The organism is Solwaraspora sp. WMMA2080 (genome assembly GCF_027497395.1).
Classification (GTDB): Bacteria; Actinomycetota; Actinomycetes; order Mycobacteriales; family Micromonosporaceae; genus Micromonospora_E.
Genome location: NZ_CP114910.1, coordinates 883,360 through 904,855, shown reverse-complemented (window position 1 = coordinate 904,855; position 21,496 = coordinate 883,360). Strand labels below are relative to the sequence as shown.

The 21,496-nt window shown below is 69.9% G+C and carries 24 protein-coding genes, 1 tRNA gene and 1 CRISPR repeat array; of the genes, 11 read left to right on the top strand and 14 right to left on the bottom strand.

What is annotated here, in order from left to right; genetic code table 11:
* Positions 1–270 precede the first annotated feature (270 nt).
* Both O7543_RS03925 and O7543_RS03920 read left to right on the top strand, forming a co-directional pair.
* A complete protein-coding gene (locus O7543_RS03925; protein ID WP_281555127.1) occupies positions 271–474 on the top strand; it encodes a hypothetical protein in 204 nt (67 codons plus the stop codon).
* Positions 475–641: 167 nt separating this feature from the next.
* A complete protein-coding gene (locus O7543_RS03920) occupies positions 642–1,553 on the top strand; it encodes a DUF2520 domain-containing protein (RefSeq protein WP_281555128.1) in 912 nt (303 codons plus the stop codon).
* An 84-nt stretch (positions 1,554–1,637) separates the two neighbouring features.
* Here O7543_RS03920 and O7543_RS03915 read toward each other — a convergent pair whose 3' ends face one another.
* On the bottom strand, positions 1,638–2,402 hold the full coding sequence (locus tag O7543_RS03915; RefSeq protein WP_281555595.1) for an SDR family oxidoreductase: 765 nt from the start codon (positions 2,400–2,402) through the stop codon (positions 1,638–1,640).
* Positions 2,403–2,459: 57 nt separating this feature from the next.
* Here O7543_RS03915 and O7543_RS03910 point away from each other — a divergent pair, with 57 nt between their 5' ends.
* From O7543_RS03910 to O7543_RS03900, 3 genes are all read left to right on the top strand, one after another.
* Positions 2,460–2,828 carry a metalloregulator ArsR/SmtB family transcription factor gene (locus O7543_RS03910; protein WP_281555129.1) on the top strand — a complete coding sequence of 123 codons (369 nt, stop codon included), beginning with the start codon at positions 2,460–2,462 and terminating at the stop codon, positions 2,826–2,828.
* A gap of 217 nt (positions 2,829–3,045) precedes the next feature.
* On the top strand, positions 3,046–3,474 hold the full coding sequence (locus O7543_RS03905) for a hypothetical protein (RefSeq protein WP_281553169.1): 429 nt from the start codon (positions 3,046–3,048) through the stop codon (positions 3,472–3,474).
* Entirely contained in the window at positions 3,471–4,493 is a 1,023-nt protein-coding gene (locus O7543_RS03900) for an IS3 family transposase (RefSeq protein WP_348650117.1), read from the top strand. The genes O7543_RS03905 and O7543_RS03900 overlap by 4 nt, the downstream gene beginning before the upstream one ends.
* 111 nt (positions 4,494–4,604) lie before the next feature.
* Positions 4,605–5,608: direct repeats of the CRISPR family, unit length 37 nt; unit sequence GTTGCGATCCTCGCCGGACCCGGAGGTCCGACGCAGC.
* 202 nt (positions 5,609–5,810) lie between these two features.
* Here the strand turns inward: O7543_RS03900 and O7543_RS03895 are convergent.
* Complete coding sequence (locus O7543_RS03895; protein ID WP_281555130.1) at positions 5,811–6,008, bottom strand: DUF397 domain-containing protein; 198 nt, start codon at positions 6,006–6,008, stop codon at positions 5,811–5,813.
* Positions 6,005–6,919 (bottom strand): helix-turn-helix transcriptional regulator, encoded by a 915-nt coding sequence (locus O7543_RS03890; RefSeq protein ID WP_281555131.1) that lies wholly within the window; start codon positions 6,917–6,919, stop codon positions 6,005–6,007. Before O7543_RS03890 ends, O7543_RS03895 begins: the two co-directional genes overlap by 4 nt.
* Before the next feature lie 289 nt (positions 6,920–7,208).
* Here O7543_RS03890 and O7543_RS03885 point away from each other — a divergent pair, with 289 nt between their 5' ends.
* Together O7543_RS03885 and O7543_RS03880 are read left to right on the top strand one after the other, a co-directional pair.
* The gene (locus tag O7543_RS03885; protein WP_281555132.1) at positions 7,209–7,430 is read left to right on the top strand and encodes a hypothetical protein; all 222 of its coding nucleotides are present in this window, start codon (positions 7,209–7,211) and stop codon (positions 7,428–7,430) included.
* Positions 7,431–7,441: 11 nt separating this feature from the next.
* Complete coding sequence (locus O7543_RS03880) at positions 7,442–8,374, top strand: hypothetical protein (RefSeq protein ID WP_281555133.1); 933 nt, start codon at positions 7,442–7,444, stop codon at positions 8,372–8,374.
* Here O7543_RS03880 and O7543_RS03875 read toward each other — a convergent pair.
* The 7 genes from O7543_RS03875 to O7543_RS03845 all read right to left on the bottom strand — a co-directional run bounded on the left by O7543_RS03875 (position 8,352) and on the right by O7543_RS03845 (position 16,183).
* Complete coding sequence (locus O7543_RS03875; protein WP_281555134.1) at positions 8,352–9,476, bottom strand: AbfB domain-containing protein; 1,125 nt, start codon at positions 9,474–9,476, stop codon at positions 8,352–8,354. The two genes, O7543_RS03880 and O7543_RS03875, sit on opposite strands and share 23 nt — an antisense overlap.
* A gap of 345 nt (positions 9,477–9,821) precedes the next feature.
* Positions 9,822–10,400, bottom strand: a complete 579-nt coding sequence (locus O7543_RS03870) for a copper resistance CopC family protein (RefSeq protein WP_281555135.1) — start codon at positions 10,398–10,400, stop codon at positions 9,822–9,824.
* Entirely contained in the window at positions 10,385–10,999 is a 615-nt protein-coding gene (locus tag O7543_RS03865; protein ID WP_281555136.1) for a superoxide dismutase family protein, read from the bottom strand. Before O7543_RS03865 ends, O7543_RS03870 begins: the two co-directional genes overlap by 16 nt.
* Positions 11,000–11,154: 155 nt before the next feature.
* Positions 11,155–12,309 (bottom strand): mechanosensitive ion channel family protein, encoded by a 1,155-nt coding sequence (locus tag O7543_RS03860; protein WP_281567341.1) that lies wholly within the window; start codon positions 12,307–12,309, stop codon positions 11,155–11,157.
* Positions 12,310–12,341: 32 nt separating this feature from the next.
* Entirely contained in the window at positions 12,342–13,436 is a 1,095-nt protein-coding gene (locus O7543_RS03855) for a potassium channel family protein (protein WP_281555138.1), read from the bottom strand.
* 19 nt (positions 13,437–13,455) lie between these two features.
* The gene (locus O7543_RS03850; RefSeq protein WP_281555139.1) at positions 13,456–13,770 is read right to left on the bottom strand and encodes an antibiotic biosynthesis monooxygenase; all 315 of its coding nucleotides are present in this window, start codon (positions 13,768–13,770) and stop codon (positions 13,456–13,458) included.
* 28 nt (positions 13,771–13,798) lie between these two features.
* Positions 13,799–16,183, bottom strand: a complete 2,385-nt coding sequence (locus tag O7543_RS03845; protein ID WP_281555596.1) for a phosphoketolase family protein — start codon at positions 16,181–16,183, stop codon at positions 13,799–13,801.
* A gap of 432 nt (positions 16,184–16,615) precedes the next feature.
* On the opposite strand from O7543_RS03845, the gene O7543_RS03840 reads away from it, so the two are divergent.
* From O7543_RS03840 to O7543_RS03825, 4 genes are all read left to right on the top strand, one after another.
* On the top strand, positions 16,616–16,912 hold the full coding sequence (locus O7543_RS03840; protein ID WP_281555140.1) for a hypothetical protein: 297 nt from the start codon (positions 16,616–16,618) through the stop codon (positions 16,910–16,912).
* Positions 16,875–17,324 carry a helix-turn-helix domain-containing protein gene (locus O7543_RS30125; RefSeq protein WP_348650116.1) on the top strand — a complete coding sequence of 150 codons (450 nt, stop codon included), beginning with the start codon at positions 16,875–16,877 and terminating at the stop codon, positions 17,322–17,324. Before O7543_RS03840 ends, O7543_RS30125 begins: the two co-directional genes overlap by 38 nt.
* Positions 17,321–17,584 carry a hypothetical protein gene (locus O7543_RS03830; protein WP_281555141.1) on the top strand — a complete coding sequence of 88 codons (264 nt, stop codon included), beginning with the start codon at positions 17,321–17,323 and terminating at the stop codon, positions 17,582–17,584. Before O7543_RS30125 ends, O7543_RS03830 begins: the two co-directional genes overlap by 4 nt.
* A gap of 156 nt (positions 17,585–17,740) precedes the next feature.
* A tRNA-Leu gene (locus tag O7543_RS03825) sits at positions 17,741–17,824 on the top strand.
* Between the two features lie 327 nt (positions 17,825–18,151).
* Here the strand turns inward: O7543_RS03825 and O7543_RS03820 are convergent.
* The 4 genes from O7543_RS03820 to O7543_RS03805 form a co-directional block, all read right to left on the bottom strand.
* The gene (locus tag O7543_RS03820) at positions 18,152–18,679 is read right to left on the bottom strand and encodes a flavin reductase family protein (RefSeq protein WP_281555142.1); all 528 of its coding nucleotides are present in this window, start codon (positions 18,677–18,679) and stop codon (positions 18,152–18,154) included.
* On the bottom strand, positions 18,672–19,085 hold the full coding sequence (locus O7543_RS03815; protein ID WP_348650070.1) for a transcriptional repressor: 414 nt from the start codon (positions 19,083–19,085) through the stop codon (positions 18,672–18,674). The genes O7543_RS03820 and O7543_RS03815 overlap by 8 nt, the downstream gene beginning before the upstream one ends.
* 125 nt (positions 19,086–19,210) lie before the next feature.
* Entirely contained in the window at positions 19,211–20,770 is a 1,560-nt protein-coding gene (locus tag O7543_RS03810) for an MFS transporter (RefSeq protein WP_281555143.1), read from the bottom strand.
* On the bottom strand, positions 20,757–21,488 hold the full coding sequence (locus O7543_RS03805; RefSeq protein WP_281555144.1) for a class I SAM-dependent methyltransferase: 732 nt from the start codon (positions 21,486–21,488) through the stop codon (positions 20,757–20,759). Before O7543_RS03805 ends, O7543_RS03810 begins: the two co-directional genes overlap by 14 nt.
* Between the last annotated feature and the right edge of the window lie 8 nt (positions 21,489–21,496).

Here is a 21,496-nt window from a genome sequence, read left to right as displayed (position 1 = left end):
CATGATGTCGCACCCGCGCCCCGGAGCAGACCTCTCCGGGGTGCGTCCCGCTATGGTGGCCGAACCGTCCGGCGGCAGTCAACTTCAGCGCCATGGGTTGCTTGCGCGCCGCCGGGACTCACACGTAAAGTCTCGCTCCGTCCCCAAGAGAACCAGTGTGGTCTTCAGTGGATGGCCCGATGGCTTTCCGTGAAGTGGGCGGCCCGCCGTTGCAGCGGCGGGCCGCCGAGCCGACCCCGCCAACATCCTGATCAAGCAAAGGAGGCTCGGGTGAGCCTAACTGACCAGCCCGTCAACCCGTCAACGGACGGCATCCGACCCCGACCGGATCCCCGCCTTGAAGTCAGGTGGGCGGTGATCCTCGGCGGTGGCGCGATGGTCGGCCTATTCGTCGCACGCACCGAAGGCCCGGCGAGTGGCGTCATGGCGTTCATGATCGCCGTCGGCCTGCTGTACGCGATCTTGCGGCCGTAGGGTCGATCGGCGGTGCGGGATGGATCTTCAGCATCCCGCACCGCCGGCGCCTGATCCGAGCGCCCCACCTGCGGTCGCTGACGTACCCCACCAACGTCCGGTACGGTGTTGCCGAATGTAATTCGGGGGCTACTCGCCGCCGATCATGAACTCGGTCGAAGCGAGGGATGCGAGTGCCGACGATGATGGACCGGCCGGTCGGTGTCATCGGTGCCGGCCGGGTCGGCACCGCCCTCGGACTGGCGCTGGTCCGCGCCGGATACGAGCTTGTCGGGGTCAACGCGAGGTCCGACGCGTCCCGCCAGCGGGCAGCCGACGTCCTTCCTGGCACCCCACTGCTGGACGTACCCACGCTCGCCAAGAGCGCCGGCATACTCCTGCTCTCCGTCACCGACGACGCTATCGGATCGGTCGCCGCCGGGTTGGCGGATGGCGGTCTGCTCCAGCCGGGGCAGATCGTGATGCATGTCAGCGGTGCGTGCGGTTTGGCGGTTCTCGCACCGGCGACCGAGGCCGGTGCCGTGCCGCTCGCCGTCCACCCGGCGATGACCTTTCCGGGCCTCCCGACCGATGCCGACAATCTGGCCGGTCTGGCGTACGCGGTCACCACCCGACCGCATGACCGGCGACTCGCCGAGGAACTGGTGCGCGACGTGGGAGGCGTTCCGGTGTGGATCGCCGACGAGGACCGCACCCTCTACCACGCCGCACTGGTCCTCGGTGCGAACAACCTCATCACCCTGCTGGCCGCGGCGATGGAGGCACTGACGGCGGTCGGCGTGCCGGACCCCGGGTTCGTGCTGGCCCCGCTGGTGCGTGCCTCGATGGAGAACGCACTGCGGCATGGGGACCATGCGTTGACCGGGCCGGTACGCCGTGCGGACGTCGGGACGATCGAGGCTCACCTGCGGGCGCTGCGCGACCGTGCGCCCCACCTGCTGCCGGCGTACCTCGATTTCGGACTCAACACCGCGCGTCGATCCCGGCGGGCCGCGCTCAACGAGGCGGGCCGGCTCGACGAGGTTATCGCGCTACTGGAAGCAAGATCGGCCGAGGCCCGCGACGACATCGGCCGGTGACCGGTCCGCTGCGGCGCTGCATCCGCCTTGAGTGTCGTGTTCGACGAGCACTTGCGCGGGTCACCGGCGCTGGTCTGGGTGATGTCAGGTGAGTTCGAGGCCACCGTCGATGGTGAGGATCTGTCCGGTCAGCCAGGTTGCGGCGGGGTCAGCCAGCCGGAGGATCCATGTGGCGACCTCGTCGGGCTCTCCGCGCCGGCCGAGCGGGATCCGTCCGGCCTCGTCTTGCTTGATCTGGTTGAGCATCGGTTCGGGGAGGCCTGCGGCGGTCAGGGCCTCGCTTTCGGTGGGGCCGGGGGCCAAGGCGTTGACTCGGATTCCTGTGGCCGCTAGTTCCAGCGCCCAGCATCGGGTGAGGTGTTCCAGAGCGGCTTTGGAGGCGGCGTAGTGGGCGACGCCGGGTGCCGGGCGGTGCCCGTACGTGCTGGAAAGGTTGATGATCGACCCCTGGGTCTGCTGCAGGTGGGGCAGGGCCGCGCGAGCGAGCAGGCTGGGCGCGGTGACGTGAAGATCAAATAGGTTGGCGATGCCGTGCGTAGTTGCGTCGGCCAGCGGCATGATCGTCGTGGCACCGGCGTTGTTGACCAGGACGTCGACCCGATCCCATCGGTCAACGGCGGCGGCGATGACCGCCTGGGGTACGTGTGTGGCGCGGATATCGGCGGCGAGCACAGCGATGCGTGGATGCTGCTGCGCGGTGGTGTTCAGCGCGTCTTGACGGCGCCCGACGCCGAGGACGTGCGCGCCGGCCTCGGCGAATGCGATCGCGGTCGCGCGGCCGATTCCCGACCCCGCTCCAGTAACGATGGCAACACGCTCCGCGAACGACCCGCTGTCGTTGGGCTCCATCATCACAACACCTTTCGTTCGATATTCGTAGAACGTCGAATAAGCTACCATGCAGGGATGAAGGAAGCCCGGCACCCGGATCCCGGGGAGATGGTTCTCACTGAGGTCATGGCGGCACTGAGCGACCCGATCCGGGTTGGGCTGGTCCGGTTGCTGTCCGACGGCCAGGAACGCGGCTGGGGAGCGCTGCGAGTCCCGGTCTCCAAGTCGACGTTGAGCCACCACCTACGGGTACTGCGGGACGCGGGGCTTACCCGTACCCGGCAGGAAGGCACTCGGTGTTACGTCGTCCTGCGCAGCGAGGACCTGCAGACCCGGTTCCCCGGCCTCCTGGACGCCGTACTAGCCGCTGCGGACAGTGAGGACGTAGGCAGCCAGGTAGGTCTAGCGACCGACGGCAACCGAGTCAGGCAACCGCGCAGGTAGACCCTGACCAGGGCTTGGCGCGGTCAAGAGGCCCAAGCGCAGGTCACGTCGATGAGTATCGCGTTGGACACGCTACGCAGCCTCCGCGTACGATGATTCAGCGCTAATGCGCGTAGTTGCGATCCTCGCCGGACCCCCCTCTCTGTCAGGCTGAGTTGAGACAGGTCGTCTACCAGGGGATACGCTCCCCGGACGGGTCTGAGGGGAGATCATCAGCATGGCAGACAAGTCCATCGGTTCCGGCGATCTGGACGCCAAGCCGGTTCGTCGGACATTCACCGCAGAGTTCAAGGCCAGGATCCTCGCGGAATACGACGCGGCCCCCGACGCTGCGGCCCGGGGTGCGATCCTGCGCCGGGAACGCCTGTACGGATCACACATCCTCGACTGGCGAAAGGCCCGTGATGCGGGCGCAGCGGCAGGCCTGACCGACCGACGCCAGTCCGCCGAACGGACCCGGAAGAACACCGAGTCAGCCGAACTCGCCCGGCTACGTCGACAGAACGCCCGCCTCGAGAACGAGCTGACCAAGACACGCACAGCACTGGACATCATGGGAAAAGCACACGCGCTCTTGGAACTGCTCTCCGAGAGCGCGGACACCGCGACACCCCCGCCGTCCTCGACGAGGCGCACACCGCGCTGACACCACTGTGGGGCACCGCCGCGGCGTGCCGACTGACCGGCCTGTCCCGAGCCACCATCTACCGCCACCGCAACCCGACACCGCCGAAGCCCCGGACACCCCGCAGACCACCACCGTCCGCACTGACCCAGGCCGAACGACAACAGGTCCTCGACCTGCTCAACAGCCAGCCCTACCAGGACCTGGCACCCGCACAGGTATGGGCACGTGAACTCGACGAGGGCCGCTGGTGGTGCTCTGAGTCCACCATGTACCGAATTCTGCGTGCCGCCGGACAGAACGGCGAACGCCGTAACCAGGCGACGCACCCGGCCCGCACCAAGCCGGAACTCGTCGCCGACGCGGCGAACCAGATATGGAGCTGGGACATCACGAAGCTACGCGGACCCGTCAAAGGCGTCTGGTACCACCTGTACACCGTGATCGACATCTGGTCCCGCTACGTCGTCGGTCACCTGGTCGCCGCGCACGAGGACGGCCAACTGGCCGAAGCGCTGATCGCCGACGCCGCCGCCCGCGAACGCGTCGACCCCGACCAGCTGACCGTGCACGCCGACCGGGGCGCGGCGATGACCTGCAAGACCATCACCCAGCTCCTCACCGACCTGAAGATCGGCCGTAGTCACAGCCGACCCAAGACATCCAACGACAACCCGTACATCGAGGCGAGCTTCAAGACCTTGAAGTACGACCCGACGTTTCCCGACCGGTTCGGGTCGATCCAGCACGCCCGGCAGCACTGCGAGGCCTTCTACACCTACTACAACCACGAGCACCGGCACTCCGGGATCGGGCTGCACACCCCCGCCTCGGTGCACCACGGCACCGCCGGACAGATCCGTCAGCAACGGCAACACACCCTCGACGCCGCCCGCGCGGCCCACCCACACCGGTTCGGCCGCCGACGGCCCCAGCCGCCCCGCCTACCGGACCGGGCATGGATCAACAAACCCGACAACACCGCCCCCGACCAGAGCACCACCCCGCCCACGAACACACACCCAGCAACACAAAGCTAAGAAAGATCAAGAATCTGTCTCACTTGACTTGACCGGCTCCGCCCGGAGGTCCGGCGCAGCACACTTTCTCGTCCAGGGCGCGGCTGGCCTTGCCCATGTTGCGATCTGAGGTGCCCCGAGGATTCCGGACAGGGAGGTCCGGCGCAGCCCGGGCCCGCCGCTCGCCACCACCACGTGGACGCCCGTTGCGATCCTCGCCGGACCCGGAGGTCCGGCGCAGCAGCCAGACGACCGCGGTTCAGGGGCGGACCGTCCGGTTGCGATCCTCGCCGGACCCGGAGGTCCGGCGCAGCCGGCGATGACCACCCAGGCGATCGAGATCGCGAAGGCGGTTGCGATCCTCGCCGGACCCGGAGGTCCGGCGCAGCTACCGGCGTTTCTCCACGTTCGGGGAATCGGACGGGGTTGCGATCCTCGCCGGACCCGGAGGTCCGGCGCAGCCCGGCAGATCTCCTCCGTCAGGTCCATCTCGCGCTGGTTGTTGCGATCCTCGCCGGACCCGGAGGTCCGACGCAGCCTTGCGGCATTCTTTGCTGCGGTGAGTCTGAGGATGAGGTTGCGATCCTCGCCGGACCCGGAGGTCCGACGCAGCCGGCCGCCGCCGCCGGCACACCGGCTCTGACCTGCGACGGTTGCGATCCTCGCCGGACCCGGAGGTCCGACGCAGCGTTCGCCACAGCACACCTCACTACCCCCGCGAGCGATGGTTGCGATCCTCGCCGGACCCGGAGGTCCGACGCAGCCCGTGGTGCACTCGACGAGAATGTACGCACCCCGTAGGTTGCGATCCTCGCCGGACCCGGAGGTCCGACGCAGCGATCATGTAGGCGGGCGGCAGTGCAACCTTCTGCTCTTTGTTGCGATCCTCGCCGGGCCCGGAGGTCCGACGCAGCGCGCCGGACTGCTGCGAGATCAGCTCAGCCGCGATCGGGTTGCGATCCTCGCCGGGCCCGGAGGTCCGACGCAGCCCACGCCGAGCAGCAGGGTCACGGTCAAGGCCAGGGCGTTGCGATCCTCGCCGGGCCCGGAGGTCCGACGCAGCCCGGCCGTCGGGGTCTTGTGCCCAGCACTGGGCACAGTTGCGATCCTCGCCGGGCCCGGAGGTCCGACGCAGCGGCTCGCGAGCTGCGAGTACTCACCAATCACGATTGGCTTCGCGTTGCTCACGAGCAGTTTATGTCCCAATCGTAGGGGTTTGGCGGTTCGGAACCCCACGCTTAGAGCGTGGTCACCGGAGGTTCCTAGATCAACTTCAGACGGCAGAATGTACGTTTTGGTGGCGGCTGGCCGGGTACTGGCCAGCCGCCACCAAGAGTCTCAGCGGGCGTCAGGCGTGGGCAGGTGGGTGGTGAAGGTGGCCCACTGGGCGGGGGCGAAGGTCAGGACCGGGCCGGTCGCGTCCTTGCTGTCCCGTACGGCGATGACGCCGGGCAGGTTCGTCGCTACTTCGACACAGTTGCCGCCAGCGCCACTGCGGGTGCTCTTGCGCCAACGGGCGCCGGTCAGTCTGGTCACTGCTCTAATGCCTCCAATGCATCGCTGATCATCTGCGTCGAGGATTCCTCATCGAGCGCACGGCTGTCGAGGTGGTTCCAGACCATCTCGTAGGCCCGAAGCTCATCAGCCTTGTTGAGGTAGAGCGCCCCGGTGAGGGTGTCCACGTATGCGAGTGGCGGCTCAACGGGATCGGGGCTGAGTGGGGCATTCGGGAAGTTGAGTAGCGTGAAGGTCGCGGTCATGGCTCCGTGGACACCTGCCGAGTACGGCAGGATACGGATGGACACTGAGAACTGCCGGATGGCATCGATCAGATGCCTCAGCTGATCCGCCATGACCTGACGGCCACCGACCTCCCGCCGCAGCACTGCTTCGTTGAGAATCACTCGCAGGTGTGGTGGACGTGGTGCCCTGAGCAGGCTTTGCCGCTCCATCCGGACCGTGACTCGCCGTTCGATGTCTTCCTCTGTCACATAGCCGGTCAGTACCCGGTTCACCGCCTCGGCGTACTCCCGTGTCTGCAACAGACCGGGTATCAACTCGGACTCGTACTGCCGGATCATGGCGGCGCTGTCTTCGAGGGAGACGTAGAGGCCGAACCAGGCGGGTAGGGCCGATTCGGTGTAGTCGTGCCACCAGGCACGCCTCGGGGCGTCGCGGGTCTCCCTGGTCATGGTGAGCAGGCGGTGGCGGGTCTCCGGGGAGACCCGGTAGAGGGTGCACATGGCGTCGACGTCGACGTCGCGGAAGCGGATCCGCGAGTCACCGGCCTCGATGCGCCAGATGGTGGAGGAGCCGCGTTGCAGTGCTTGAGCTGCGGCGTCCTGGCTGATGCCGGCGGACTCACGCAACACGGTGAGCCAGCGGCCGATGTGTCGGCGGAGCAGGGTTGTGCCGATGGAGCCGGACAAATCGCTCGCCCCCTTCATCCTCTGTGGTGAGTGTAGTCACCAACGTGGCGGACAATCAACTGACGAGCGCCTTCATAATCGTGAAGGCGCTCGGCACTGAAATGATTGACCTCGACCAGGGGTTGCCCACGACGATAAGGGCGCATCGCGCCTTGTCTTATGCATGCGGTCCAACTTAGATAACTGATGCCGGTGCTGTCCATAGTCACCCGCCGCAGTCGGGAAACCCCCGTGACCGGCTGCGGCGGGCCCGGCGCATGCACTCCTGCCCGCACGATTAATTGATCTTCGCCCGGGAGGAAATGGAATGTCCACCGCCCTCGCGTTCATTGCCGCCGGCTTTGTGCTCGGCATTCCGCCGGGTCTGCTGCTGTGCCGGCTGCGGCGGCGCTGGTGCCCGGCCTGCGGGCAGACACTGCGCTGCCCCGACTGCGGCTCCCGGCAGTTCGTCACCTTCGACATCCGGCCGACGACCGGGCGGCGCTGGTCGCCCCGGGCGCGGTCGGCGACCCGGGCCGCCGGCCGGTGACCGTCGAGCACGTGGCGGCACGGCCGTCGTGGCGCTGCCGGGTGTGCCGGGCACCGTGGCCGTGTCAGCCGGCGAAGGCGCAACTCGTCGCCGCGTACGACCGGATCGGTCTGTGTATGTACGTGGCCGAGCGGTCCGCGGAGGCCGCCCTCGACCTGCCGGGGCTGACCCCGGCGGCGGCGTACGCCCGGTTCCTCGGCTGGGCGCGGGCCGCCACCCGTTCCGAACCCACTGGAGAGACCACGATGGAATCCGAGATGACCGTCCGAGACGCCGACGTCACCGACATCGCCGAGCTGTCGGCGCTGCTCGCCGAGGCGTTCGTGACCAACCCGGTGGCCGGTTGGCTGATCGCCGACGTGTCCAACCGGTACACCACGTTCCTGCGGCTGTTCGACGTCGAGTTGACACACGGGCTGGCGCACGGCGTCGTGCACGTCGCCGGCAACCGGGAAGGGGTGGCCATCTGGCAGCTGTACCCGATGCGGTTGACGACGGTGACCGACCACGAGCGGGAGGTGCTCGGCGCGGCCGGCATCTACCGGCGGCGAGTCGCGCACCTGCGGGCGGTGCGTGACGAGCACCGGGCGGCGGCGTTGCGGCTGCCGGTCGGCCCGTCGGCCGGGCTGTCGGCGGGGCCGGCCGACGGGTCCGCGCCGGAGCCGGTGGTCGGCCACGAGCTGGTGTACCTGGCGGCGGCGCCGTGGCTGCGCCGCCGCCGCATCGGCGCGGCGCTGCTCGACCACCATCAGCGCACGTTGGACGCCGCCGGGTTGGTCGGGCACACCGTCACCGACGAGGAGTACGCCCGTGACCTGCTGGCGGTGCGCGGTTGGCGTACGCCCGGCCCTCGGCACCTCTCCCCCGGCGGGCCGCCGCTGTGGTCGATGCGCCGCGACCCCGGCACCCGGCCGATTCCGCCTACAACGGGGTACGGACGATGAAGGTGGCGTAGGACGCGTTGGCGCCTCTGCCGATCTCGGAGAGTTTCAGGTATCTGCCGTCGTGGTGCAGGTAGCGGTCCGGGTAGTTGTAGGAGCGCAGTGAGGTGTGCTGTCCGGTCAGTCCGGCGACCGGGCAGAAGGTGGCGTCGGCCCGGAACAGGGCGCTGCCGTCGATCCGGTGCAGGTAGAAGCGGAAGTTCTGGTGGCGCAGGTAGTAGCCGGGAAAGTTGACCGACTCCAGGGAGATGCAGCTCGACTTGGCCAGGCCGCGACGGACCACGAACGCGGCGTCGGCCTTGCCGCGCTGGTCGACGACGTCGACGCGGCCTTCGAACTCGAAGTGCCGCACCCGGCGGCCGGGCAGGTTGACCGGCTCCAGCCCGTACGTCCCGCCGACGGTCAGGGTGAGGTGCGCGGGGGCGGTCGGTTTCGGGTCCGGCTGGGGGTTGGTGGCCGGTGCGGCCGGGGTCGGCCCGCCGCCGGGTGCGTCGGTGTCGGGCGTGGCCGTGTGTACGCCGTCGCCGACCGGGCGAACCTGCTCAGCCCGGTCGGTCGGCTCTTCGCTCGGCTCACTGATCGGCTCGCCGCTCGGCTCTTCGGCCGGCGGTGCGGCGGATGTGCTGGCGCTCGGGGCTCCGGCGACGAACTCGCCCCGGATCGGCTCCTGCTGGGCACCCCGGTTGGTGGCCACGGTCGCGGCGATGACAGCGGCGGTGAGGACCGCGACGGCGCCGATGGCGGTACGCCGCGGCGATCCCGTCGAGCGGTCGGCGTGGCTGACCGGTGCGGCGGGTAGGGCGTGGGTACCGGGCCCCCTGCCGCCGGGCGCGCTGCCGCCCGGGGCCGGGCGGTCGGCGGCAGGGCCTGCGCCGGCGGCCGATGTGCCGTCGGTGACTTCGCCCTCGATCGTCGTGGGGCTCGACCAGCTGACCTGGCCGAGCCGGGCGGTGGCTAGCGAGAGCGGGCTGTCCGCCGGCGGTCGGGGCCAGCGCGGGGAGGAACCGAGCCGGCGGGGCAGGTCACCGGGTGTCGGCTGGCCTTCAGCCGACGTGAGCCAGCGCTCGGCGGGCAACGGATTCTGCTGAATGTCCTCGTCGGACATCGATAATCCCACCTCCGGCTGACAGCCTGTCCGGGTCCGGTCACTGCGTCGCGGCGCATACTTTCTCATTTCGCCCGCAAGGTGCGCCAGTACCCGGAGCCACCGATTGTGTCACTTCAGCGAGGCGACAGATCCCGGCCCCGCAGCGGTCGCCCTTGGTCGTCGATCAGCAGCCAAAGGTGCCCTTCGAATCGAAGTGGCCGTCCGACCGGGCTGCGGCCGGCACCACCCGCATCAACCTCACAGCGCTCGGGTTCTACGGACACGGCGGACTGGTGTCGCAGGACGTCCTCGACCGACCAGGTAGGCCGGGCTGGGCCGGCGGGCTGCGGGTGCCGGCGTCGGTCAGCCGGCCGGGCGTCGCTCGGCCCGGCGGCGGAGCAGCCAACCGGCGAGCAGCATCACTAGCAGTCCGCTGCCGCCTGCCGCGACCCCGATCAGTACGGCCTGCACCTGCCCGACGCCCCGGTCGGGCGGGCCGGCCGGGGCGGCGGCGTCCGGTGCCGGCAGCACCGCGCGGGCGCAGTCGCCGGGGTCAGCGCTGTCGGTGCCGCCCTCAACGACCTCGAAGTAGAACTTGCCGTTGATCGCGTGCCCGTCAGCCGACGTCGCTTCGTACGCGAGCGCGTGCACGCCAGTAGTCAGCGGGTCGACGGTGGCGCACAGGGTCTTCGCGTTGACCACGACCGCCTCCCCCACCGCCACAGCGGTGTCGTCGGGGCCGGTGACGGTGATCCGCCGTTCGCCGGTGCCGGACAGTGGGCCGAACGTCAACGCGATGGTCGCCACACCGGGAGCGACCTCATCACCCGGCCCGGGGGCGGCGGAGACCAGTTCGGTGTGCGCCTGCGCGGGAGCGGCGAACGTGACCGCCGCCACCCCCGCGCAGGCCAGGACCGCGGCGTGGCTCAGAAGTCGGCGCATGCCAGGCGGTTGTCCATGGTTTCCATCGGGTGGATGACCACCGACTTGGCGGCGTCGCCGACCTGCTGCTCGTTGGTGACGGTCGCGGTGCCGGTGCCGTCCTCGGCGGCGGTGAAGCCGAGGTGGACCTCGTTGGGCGGGGTTTCCGGGCCGCTCTCGTCGAACTTGAAGTGCGGTCCGCCGTTGTCGACGGCGCACTCCTGGGCGTGCAGGTGCCCCATGTACTGTGCGCCGGGCTCCAGCCCGGTCAATTTCACGGTGACCGTCGTGCCGTCCTCGGTCTGCGCCAGCCAGGCGGTCCCGGCGGCGTCGTCGGTGCCCGGTGGCCGGGTGTCGAGTAGGGCGAATGGGGCCTCCACGGCACCGTCGATCTGATCGGCCGGCGTGGCGGACGGGTCGTTCATCATCATCCCGTCCATCCCGTCCATCCCGTCCATCCCGTCGGACATCGCGGAGGCAGACGCCGACGGCTCCGTGGACGTGTCGGCGGCGTCGGTGGAGCTGGACGAGTCGTCGCCGCAGCCGGCGAGGACGCCGACCGCCGCGAAGCCGACCACCGCGAAAGCGGTACGCCAGCGGTCCGATCCGTTGATGTTCACGTGTCGTGTTCTCCCTGTTCGGATACGAAGGGTGGGCCGGCTACCGGGGCCACCCGGTAGCGGCGCTTGTCTCCCCGTTCGGGGTCTTCCGATAGTTGAGTCGGACATGGCGGCGCGGAAGTTCCCACCGGTTCGACCCCGTGGCGTAGGTGCTGCTAACGGTGGTCGGCGGACGAGTTCTGGTCACCGACGCCGGGGGTGGTCTCGACCGCAGCGGGGTCGGACAGGTTGACCCGCTGCAGCGGGGCCGCCGGGTGCGACGTACCACCGTCGTGGCCGCCGACCTCGGCGCGGACTCGGGGCCGCGACTGCGGATGCTGTTCCTGCACCCAGGCCACCAGTTGCTCTCTGACCAGGCACCGCAGGTCCCACAAGGCGGACGAATTCGCCGCCGACACGAGCGCGCGGGTCCGGATGTTGCCGTCGGTGGCCCCGGTCACCTGCAGCCCGCAGACCCGGCCGTCCCACAGCGGCGCGGCTGCCTCCGACTCGACGATGCGGCGCAGTTCCTGACGCATCGACTCGACCGGCAGGCTCCAGTCGACGTCGATCTCGGCGGTGCCGAGCACCGACGACGCGGTCCGGGTCCAGTTCTGGAACGGCGTGGTGGTGAAGTAGTTCGACGGCAGGATCAGCCGGCGCTCGTCCCAGATCTTCACCACCACGTAGCCGAGAGTCATCTCCTCGATGCGGCCCCACTCGCCCTCGACGACGACCACGTCGTCGAGGCGCAGCGCGTCGCCGAAGGCGAGCTGCAGACCGGCGAAGATGTTGCCGAGGGTGCTCTGCGCGGCGAGCGCGGCAACCACACCGACCAGACCGGCGGAGGCCAGCACGCTGGCGCCGGCGGCTCGGGCCCCGGGGAAGGTGATCAGCATCGCGCCGACGGTGAGCACGCCGACGACGGCGAAGGCGACCCGGCGGATCACGGTGATCTGGGTGTGCGCGCGGCGGGCGGCGAGGTTGTCGTTGACGTCGATCGGGAATCGGCGCAGCGCGGTGTCGGCGGCCAGGCCGAGCAGGGTGGCAACCAGCCAGCCGCCGGTGGCGATGGTCGCCAGCAGGATCGCGTGCTGCACCGGCTCGTGCCAGCCGTTGGTGGTGGCGATCGGGATGGTGAAGCGGGCGGCGAGCAGCGCGGCGATGATCGCCGTCGGCCAGAAGGCGCGCCGGGAGATGTCGGTGAGCAGCGTGGAGCGGCGGCCCGCGAAGCGGAGGATGCGGTAGACGACGGTGACGGCGAGGGCCGCCGCAGCCGCCGATCCGATCACGATCGCGGCGCTGACCAGGGCGTCGGACACGTCCGACATCTCCTTCCCATCGGTTTGTCGGCAGCGGCCAGCTAATCACATTGACCGGTGCCGGCCGAGGACCGGTCGACGTCGCGCAGCGTCACCAACGGGGCGGACCAGCCCCGCAGACCGGCCAGGAACGGTACGGACCGGGCCAACACCACCCCGACCAGCCCGTCCCGGCTCGTCTTCTGGTCGTACCGGTCACCCAGCTCGGCGGCGAGCCGCGACTGCAGGCGCCGCAGCATCTGGTCGGCGTCGTCGTGGTCGGCGTCGTCGTCGACGTCCAGGACCGTGTCGTTCAGGTAGCGGCGGGCAATTGTGTCCTGGGCGCGCAGCAACGCGTACGCCAGCTCTTCGGCCCGTGGTCCGAGACCACGCCAGGTGGCGCAGCGGGCGGTGAGCAGCGCGGCGACGGTCGCCTCGACGACATGTTCCAGAGCCGGTTCGAGGTCGTAGTCCGGCCGCCGCGGCCGGTAGGTGAGCGCCACCAACGGGTACCGCCGGACGGTGTCGTCGATCGCGCGCAGGTCGGCCGCCCAGTCCGCGCAGCGCTGCCGGGCGGCGTCGACCCCTTCGGCGGTCAGGCTGCGCACGATCAGCCCGACGCCGTCGCTGCCGCGGACCTGGTCGTGCACGGCGAGCGCGAACCGGTTCCGCACCGTCAACCCGGTGATCAGTTCGATCAGGTACGTCGCCAGCGCGGCGAACAACGCGAAGCCGAGCGCCGCGACGCACACCGCGAGCAGCTTCTGCGCCGAGGTGTCCGGGGTGAGGTCGCCGTAGCCGAGCACCGTGAGGGTGCCGGCGGAAAAGTACAGAGCGTCGTCGAAACCGGCCGGGCCGTAACCGGCGACCCGGTGGTAGCCGTCCAGGTGCGGCCACACCACCAACGCGACCCCGAACACCAGCGGCACGATCCAGGCCAGGAAGGTGCCGGTCACCAGCACCGGCCCGGCCCAGACCAGCAACGTACGCTCGGGTCGGCGACGCCGGTTCGCGGCGAACGACGACAGCCGCCACACCGACCGCCGGACCGCACCGGCGAGCGGGCCCTCCGCGTCCGGGTGCAGGATCGTCAACCAGACGTCGACCACCACCACGGCGATCAACGCGCCACCCGGTACCGCCCACAGCCACATCATGTGGGCAGCTATACCCCGTTTACCGGGTTGTCGACTGCACGACCTCGAACTCGAGCAGGCTGGCGCCGGTCGCCACCGCCGGGCGGGGCCGCTCGCCGTCCCCGGCGGCGTGGGCCTGCCGGGCCGGGCCGGCCGCCCACGCCTGGTAGGCCTCCTCACTCTCCCAGCGGGTGTAGACGAAGTAGCGGCCCTCCCCCGCGACCGGGCGCAGCAGCTCGAACGCCAGGAACCCGGGCGCGTTCTCCACCGCCCCCTGGCGAGCGGCGAACCGCCGCTCCAGCTCGTCGCCGGCGCCGTCGGGGACCTCGATCGCGTTGATCTTCACCACTGCCATGTGGACAGCCTAGTCGGGGTACCCGCGCTCAGCCCTGGTTGGCCCAGTCGCCCAGCGACCAGTCCCGCACCTCGGGCATGTCCTCCAGGTGCTCCACCACGTACGCCTCGTGCCGGGCCAGTTGCTGCTCGCACCAGACTTTCAGGTCGGCGGCACCGCGTGGCAGCCGCCGGGCGTTGTTGATCGCGTCCATCACCAGGTGGTAGCGCGACGCCCGGTTGCGGACCGTCATGTCGAACGGGGTGGTGGTGGTGCCCTCCTCGATGAAGCCCCGCACCCGGAACCGGTCGGCGTCCGGCCGGCCGTGCACCAGCTGGTGGATGGCCCCCGGGTAGCCGTGGAAGGCGAACACCACGTCGACCGAGTCGGTGAACAGCTCGGTGAACATCGTCTCGCTCATGCCGTGCGGGTGGTCCTTGGGCCGGGGCAGCCGCATCAGGTTGACCACGTTGACCACCCGGACCTTCATGCCGGGCAGCCGCTGCCGGAGGATCTGCGCGGCGGCGACCGTCTCCATGGTGACCACGTCACCGGCGCAGGCCAGCACGATGTCCGGCTCCGAGCTGCCGTCGTCGGTGCCGGCCCACTCCCAGATGTCCGCACCCTTGGCGCAGTGCTCGACCGCCTCGTCAATGGTCAGCCACTGCAGCTGCGGCTGCTTGTCGATGACGATCAGGTTCACGTACGACCTGGACCGCAGGCAGTGGTCGGCGACCGACAGCAGGCAGTTGGCGTCCGGCGGCAGGTAGACCCGCGACACGGTGCCCCGCTGGTTGAGCACCACCTGAATCAGCCCGGGCCCCTGGTGGGAGAAGCCGTTGTGGTCGTTACGCCAGGCCGTCGAGGTCAGCAGGATGTTCAGGCTCGGCACCTTGGCCCGCCACGGCAGGTGCGCCGCCTCCTGCAACCACTTGCCGTGCTGCACCGTCTGCGACGCGCTGACCATGGCGAACGCCTCGTAGGTGGCGAACATGCCGTGGCGGCCGGTCAGGTTGTAGCCCTCCAGCCAGCCGTGGCAGTTGTGCTCGGACAGCACCTCCATCACCCGGCCGTCACGGCTGATCGCCGTGTCTGTCGGATACACCTCCTCCATGAAGCCGCGGTCGGAGACCTCGAAGACGGCACCGAGCCGGTTGCTGTTCGTCTCGTCCGGGCAGAACAGCCGGAACCGGTCCGGGTTGCGGGTGTAGATGTCACGCATCAGCTCGCCGAGCTTGCGGGTCGACTCGGCGCGCAGCCGCGCCGGCTGCGGCACGTCGACCGCGTACTCGCGGAAGTCGGGCATGTCCAGGTCGCGGGTCAGCAGGCCGCCGTTGGCGTGCGGGCTGGCGCTCATCCGCAGGTCGCCGTCGGGGTTGACGCCGGTCACCGTCGCGGTCGGCGCGCCGTCGGCGCCGAACAGTTCCTCCGGGCGGTACGAGCGCAGCCAGGTTTCCAGGATCGCCAGGTGGTCGGCGTTGTCCCGGACGCCGGACAGCGGCACCTGGTGCGACCGCCAGGTGCCGGTGACGGTGACGCCGTCAACCTGCTCCGGGCCGGTCCAGCCCTTCGGCGACCGCAGGATGATCATCGGCCAGCGGGGGCGGGAGCCGTCCCAGTCGCCGCAGCGCGCGGCCTCCTGAATCCGGCGGATCCTGCCCCAGGCGTCGGCGAGGGCGGCGGCGAACCGCACGTGCATGCCGGGCAGGTCGTCGCCCTCGACCTCGATGACCTCGTACCCGTGGCCTTCCAGCAGCGAACGGACCTCGCCGCGGTCCTTGCGCCCCAGCACCGTCGGCCCGGCGATTTTAGCGCCGTTGAGATGCAGGATCGGCAATACGGCGCCATCGTGGGCGGGGTTGATGAACGAGACACCCTTCCAGGAGCCCTCCAGCGGACCGGTCTCCGCCTCGCCGTCACCGACCACGGCGATGGCCAGCAGGTCCGGGTTGTCCATCACCGCGCCGAAGGCGTGCACCAGGACATAGCCCAGCTCGCCGCCCTCATGGATGGAGCCGGGGGTGGTGACCGAGACGTGGCTGGGGATGCCGCCGGGGCTGGAAAACTGCCGGAACAGCCGCAGCATGCCGGCCTCGTCGCGGGTGACGTCCGGGTAGATCTCGGTGTATGTGCCCTCCAGGTAGCCGGCGGCCACCAGCGCCGGGCCGCCGTGGCCGGGGCCGGTGAGGTAGATCGCCTGCTGGCCGGTGTGCCGGATCAACCGGGACACGTGGGCGTAGATCAACGAAAGGCCGGGGCTGGTCCCCCAGTGGCCGAGCAGCCGCGGCTTGATGTGCTCCGGGGCGAGTGGCTCGCGCAGCAGCGGGTTGCCCCGCAGGTAGATCTGCCCGACGGTCAGGTAGTTGGCGGCCCGCCACCAGGCGTCCAACTGCGCCAGCTCGGCGTCGTCGGGCGCGGCGAGCACCCGCAGCAGCCCGTCGTCCGCGCCGGCGCGGCCGGCCCAGGTCGGGGTGCGCTGATCGGTCACGGCAGTCACGAGCGGATTCCTCCTCATCAGGGGGTACGTCCACGACCGATCGTAGGGGGGCCGCTGCGGTTTTTCCCGGGCTCCAGTGCCTGTCAGGCAGGGGCACAACGACCCTTGACATGCTCTGACCTGCCCCTGGCCGGCCGTTGACGCCGACACGGTGGACCGGCAAGGCGGCCGGCATATCGACGTACGACAGTGTGATTTGTGCATCCACAGCCAACTCCACCCGGTCCACGGTGCCGACACTTCTCTTGTCAGCAGAGTTTTCGAGCAGGAAGTGATCTGCAGTGCGTACCCTCTACGACACCGGTTCGGTCCACCCCCCTGGACCGCTACGAGTACTACCGAACCGAAGCGACGGCCGAGGTCGCGCCGGTGGAGATCCGTGGCCGTTCGTCGCTGTCCCTGACCACCGCGATTCGGATCGCCCAGGTCGGCCAATATGAGGTCGAGGCGACGAGCTGGCTGTCCGACACCGAAGGCGTGGCCCTCCGGACGCAACGGCTGATCCGGGCCAGTGATCCGGAGTCCTACCGGGTCTGCGTCCTCGTCAGCGGCGAGCTCCGGGTCGAGCAGAACGGTAACCAGGGACGCTACGCCCACGGGACATCGCGCTCTATGACACGTCACGCCCCTGGGATGCCCGGCACGTGCCCGGGCGTACCCCCATGAGGCTGGCAATGGTGACCTTCCCCCGGGCTCTCGTGCCAGCGCCCGAGGCGGCGGTACGCCCACTCGTCGGCTCGATCCTACCGAGACGGATGCCGGGACGCGGGCTCGTCGCGGCGTTCCTGGTCGGAATCGCCGGAGCCGCCAGCATCTCGCCCGCTACCTGTACAGGATTCTCGAAGACACCGGGACGACACCGATGCAACTCGTCAAGAAACTGCGGCTGACGGAATGCCGCCGCAGCCTGCGCGACCCGGAACTGTCGTCGACCGCCATCAACGAGATCGTTTCCGCGCACGGCTACTCCCGTCCGGACCAGTTCGCCCGAGACTTCAGGCACCTGTTCGGCATGTCGGCTACCGAGGCACGTCAGTCGATCCGGGACCGGTCGGCCGGACATCGGAATCGGTCATGACGACCGGACGACGGTCGGTCGGAGGCCAAGGCCGACGCGGACCAGGTCACCGCGCGGACGCCGGCGGCGATGGCAGCGTCGGAGCAAGCCAGGCGGCCCGGCCCCTGCCGCCGGTCGAGTTCCATGTCACCGTCCGGGTCGTGTTGCGCCGCCGAGGAGCCTGGCTACTGCTCGGTGTGGCGATCTGCCGGCTCGCGGACGCCCCGCTCGACGCGGTGACCGCAGTGGCCGGCACCATCCAGATGCTCCTGTCCGGTTAGCTGCCGTGCCTGCCGGCAACGCCCGTCGGCACGGTTGTGCATGATCCACTCCGTTCGTGTACAGTCTTGCCCCGTGCGGCCCTCAGCCGCCGACCCCACGGTGTCGACGTCCGGCTGTCGGCCTACCGAATGGGGGCGGTAGAGTGGTCCGGGTAGGTCCGGGTGGCGGAATGGCAGACGCGCTAGCTTGAGGTGCTAGTGCCCGTATAGGGCGTGGGGGTTCAAGTCCCCCCTCGGACACAAACTGGTACCTGATTCATCAGGGTTGGCCTCCGCTTCGATGATGCGGGGGCCTGGTTTGTACGTGAGCTTGAGTCCGAGCTGCTGGTAGACCTGGGCCTTGTCGACGGGGTCGGCGGTGCGTAGGACGTCAGCGATGCCGGAGAGCGCCTCGACCGCGGTGTTGATCTCGGCGAGGGTCATGGCCGGCGAGCTGGCGTAGCTCAGCCTTTATGGTGACTTCTACGCTTGAACCTCAGGTGGTCCGTGGCGGGCCAGGGGCGCAACCTGTGCACGTCGTACTCGGCCGATAATCCGGCGTTCAGCTACGCCGCCGGGGACTGGCGATCAGCCGGACCGTACCTGTCGGTCGCCGCTGCGGGCATCGGTGACGGTGCCGAAGGTGCGATGGAAGAAGATCAGCGGTTGGTGGTCGCGAAGGCTCTCGGCGGAGCGGATTTCCGCGACAACGAGCGTGTGGTCGCCGGCCGGGTGCTCGACGACCGGTACACATTCCAGATGTGCGAGCACGCCTGGGAGGACCGGGACACCGGCACTGGACGGCCGCCACGGCACTCCGGCCAGGCGTTGCGGGCCGGGTGCGGCGAGCGTTCTGCCGAGGTCCTGCTGGTCGGCCGCGAGAATGCCGATCCCGAACCGGGCCGCCTGTCGGATGTCCGGCCAGGTCGTGGACTGCTCCCCCACGCAGAACCCGACCAGCGCCGGCCGCAGCGAAATGGAGAGGAAGGAGCCGACCAGCAGGGCGCGGGGGCCTCGGTCGGTGGCGGCGGTCACCCCGACGACGCCGGTCGGATAGGCGCGCATCACCTCGCGGAACCGGCCCGCCGTCACCGTCGGGCCCGATCGTTCAGTCATCGCCGCGCCGGGCGCAGTTGATGCAGACCCCGAAGAGCTCGAGCATGTAGTTCACGTCGGTGAAGCCGTGTTCATCGGCGACCTGACCGATCCACTCCTGGGTGGGTGGCCCGGCCACCTCGACGGTACGGGCGCAGAGCCGGCACACCAGGTGATGATGCTCGGTCTGGCTGCACCGGCGGTACAGCTGCTCGCCACCCGCGCCGTGCATCACGTCGACCTGACCGGCATTCGCGAACACCTGCAGGGTCCGGTAGACGGTGGTCAGGCCGACGGTCGAGCCCCGGGCACGTAGCTCTGCGTACAGCTGTTGAGCACTGCGGAACTCGGCGGTCGCGTCCAGCAGGGTGAGGATCTCGTTGCGCTGCCGGGTGGATCGGCCGGGCTCCGCAGGCGACTGCTTCACGACACCAACCCCCTTGTACATAACGATTCCCATTATCATAATGGTGGCGAGGAGGATCGGTGGTGATGTGGGTGCCGGGCACCGGTGGCACGATGACCGGTACCCACATCGCCCGACTTCCGTGATCAGTCGCCGCCGTCCGGTCGCCGTACGTCGGCCCTCGCCGGTGTCCGCGCGACGGCGACGTCCGGCTTGTCACGTCGGGACGGAACCGTCGCCAGCGCGACCGCCACTCCGACGGCCGCCGCCCCGGCCGCCACCCAGGAGACCGTGGCCAGGCCCTCGGCGAACGCGACCCGGGCCAGCACCTCCACCTCAGGCGGCAGGTCGGTGAACCGCCCGGCCGACGTCAGATCCCGCAGCCGCTGGGCCGTCGGCCCGGCCGCCCCGGCAGTCCGTATCGCGTCGTCAGACAACCCCGAGCCGACCCGGCCGGCGAGCACCGCGCCGAAGACGGCGGCACCGACCGCCGTGCCGAGTGGGAAGAACACGTTCGCCGTACCGCTGGCCATCCCCGCCCGCTGCGGCGGTACCACCGACACCGAGATGCCCATCAGCGGCGCGAACAGCAGTCCCATGCCGGCGCCGATCAGTACCAGGCCCGGCAATGCGACCAGCCATGTCGAGTCGGCGCCGACCCGGGCGACGAGCAGGTAGCCCACACAGATGACGACGAAACCGGTGACCACGACCGTACGGTTGCCGTACCGGTGCTGCAGCCGCGCCACCACGAGGCTGCCGGCCACGATCGCCGCCGACAACGCGGACAGTTGCAGCCCGGCCTGCAGCGGCGAGTAACCGAGCATGCCCTGCAGCCACAGCACCAGGTACGGCATCGTGCCGAACCCGACCGCCCGGGTCAGGAAGCTCAGCACGCTCACCCCGGTGAAGGCCCTGATCCGAAACAACGCCAGTTGCAGCATCGGATCAGCGACCCGCCGCTCGGTGGCGACGAACAGCACGAGGGTGACCAGCGCGACGCCGGCGGCGACCAGCGTGACCGGACGCGTCCATCCGTCGTCGGCGCCGGAGATGACCGCCAGGTTGACCGCCCCGAGCAGCAGCACCCCGAGGACCGCCCCAGCGAGGTCGAGCCGACGGCCCCGCTGCCGACCGGCGGCCGGCAGCCAGCGCAGCGCGCCGAACAGCACGAACGCGCCGGGCAGCAGGTTCACCAGGAAGATGGCCCGCCAACCGAGACTCGACACCAGCGCACCGCCGACCAGCGGCGCGATGGCCGCGGAGACGGCGGCGGTCGCGCTGAACACTCCCATCGCGGCGTTGCGCCGCTCCCCCGGGTAGGCCGCCGCCAGCAACGGCAACGCGGGCGCGAAGATCAGCGCGCCACCGATGCCCTGCACCGCCCGGCCGGCGATCAACACCCCCGGGTCAGGCGCAACGCCGCACAGCAGCGAACCGACGGTGAACAGCATCACGCCGGCGACGAAGATCCGCCGCCGACCGAGCCGGTCCGACACCGATCCGCCGACGAGCAGCAAGGCCGCGAACAGCAGCGGGTACGCGTTGACCGTCCACTGCAGCTGCGGGAGAGTAGCCGACAGATCAGCGGCGACCGCCGCCAACGCGACGTTGACGATGGTGATGTCCATCGTGGTGATGGCGGCGGCGACGCTGACCGTGACCAGGGTGCGGCGGGCGGCCGTAGTCGAATCATGCGGTGGCAAGGACGACCACCTCTGGGGCTCCGGCGCCGGTGACGGCGGCGGCGGGCCGGCTGACCATGCCGGACTCGCGGGCGAGCTGGTCGCCGTCGATGGTGTGCCAGTCGTAGCTGTCGGTCACCTCACGCACCAACCGACCGGAGCGGTACACCCGCCAGGTGGTGGTGAACCGCATCAGGTCACCGCCGGCCGGGCTACCGGCGACCCACCACTCGTAGTCGTGCCGGCCGATCGAATCGCGGATCGACAGCGCCGACGGGATCTCCCGCGGCTGCCGTACGCCCATCAGCTCGACCACCACCACACCGCCGGGCGCGAGCCGGCTCCGTAGCAGCCGCCACAGTCGGATCCGCGCTGCTTCGTCGAGGTGACCGGCGACGCCGAACACCACGGCGGCGCAGATGGTGGCGGGCAGCGGCAGGTCCGGTGCGGCGGCGTCGACCACGGTGACCCGTTGCCGCAGCCCGTCGTCGGCCGCGACCCGGCTGGTCAGCACCGCCCGCATCGCGGTGGACGGCTCGACCGCCACGATCCGCGCGCTCGGCAGCGCCGCGGCGATGATCTCGGTGACCCGACCGGTACCGGCACCGATCTCGACGACCGGCCCGGCTGACGGGTCGACACCGGTGAGCGCGGCGGCCAGGGCCGGTCCGCTGCTGGTCGCCTGTCGGGCGGCGACCATCTCGTAGAACTCGGCCACCGGCGAGTAGTAGTCACGCACCGGCTCTC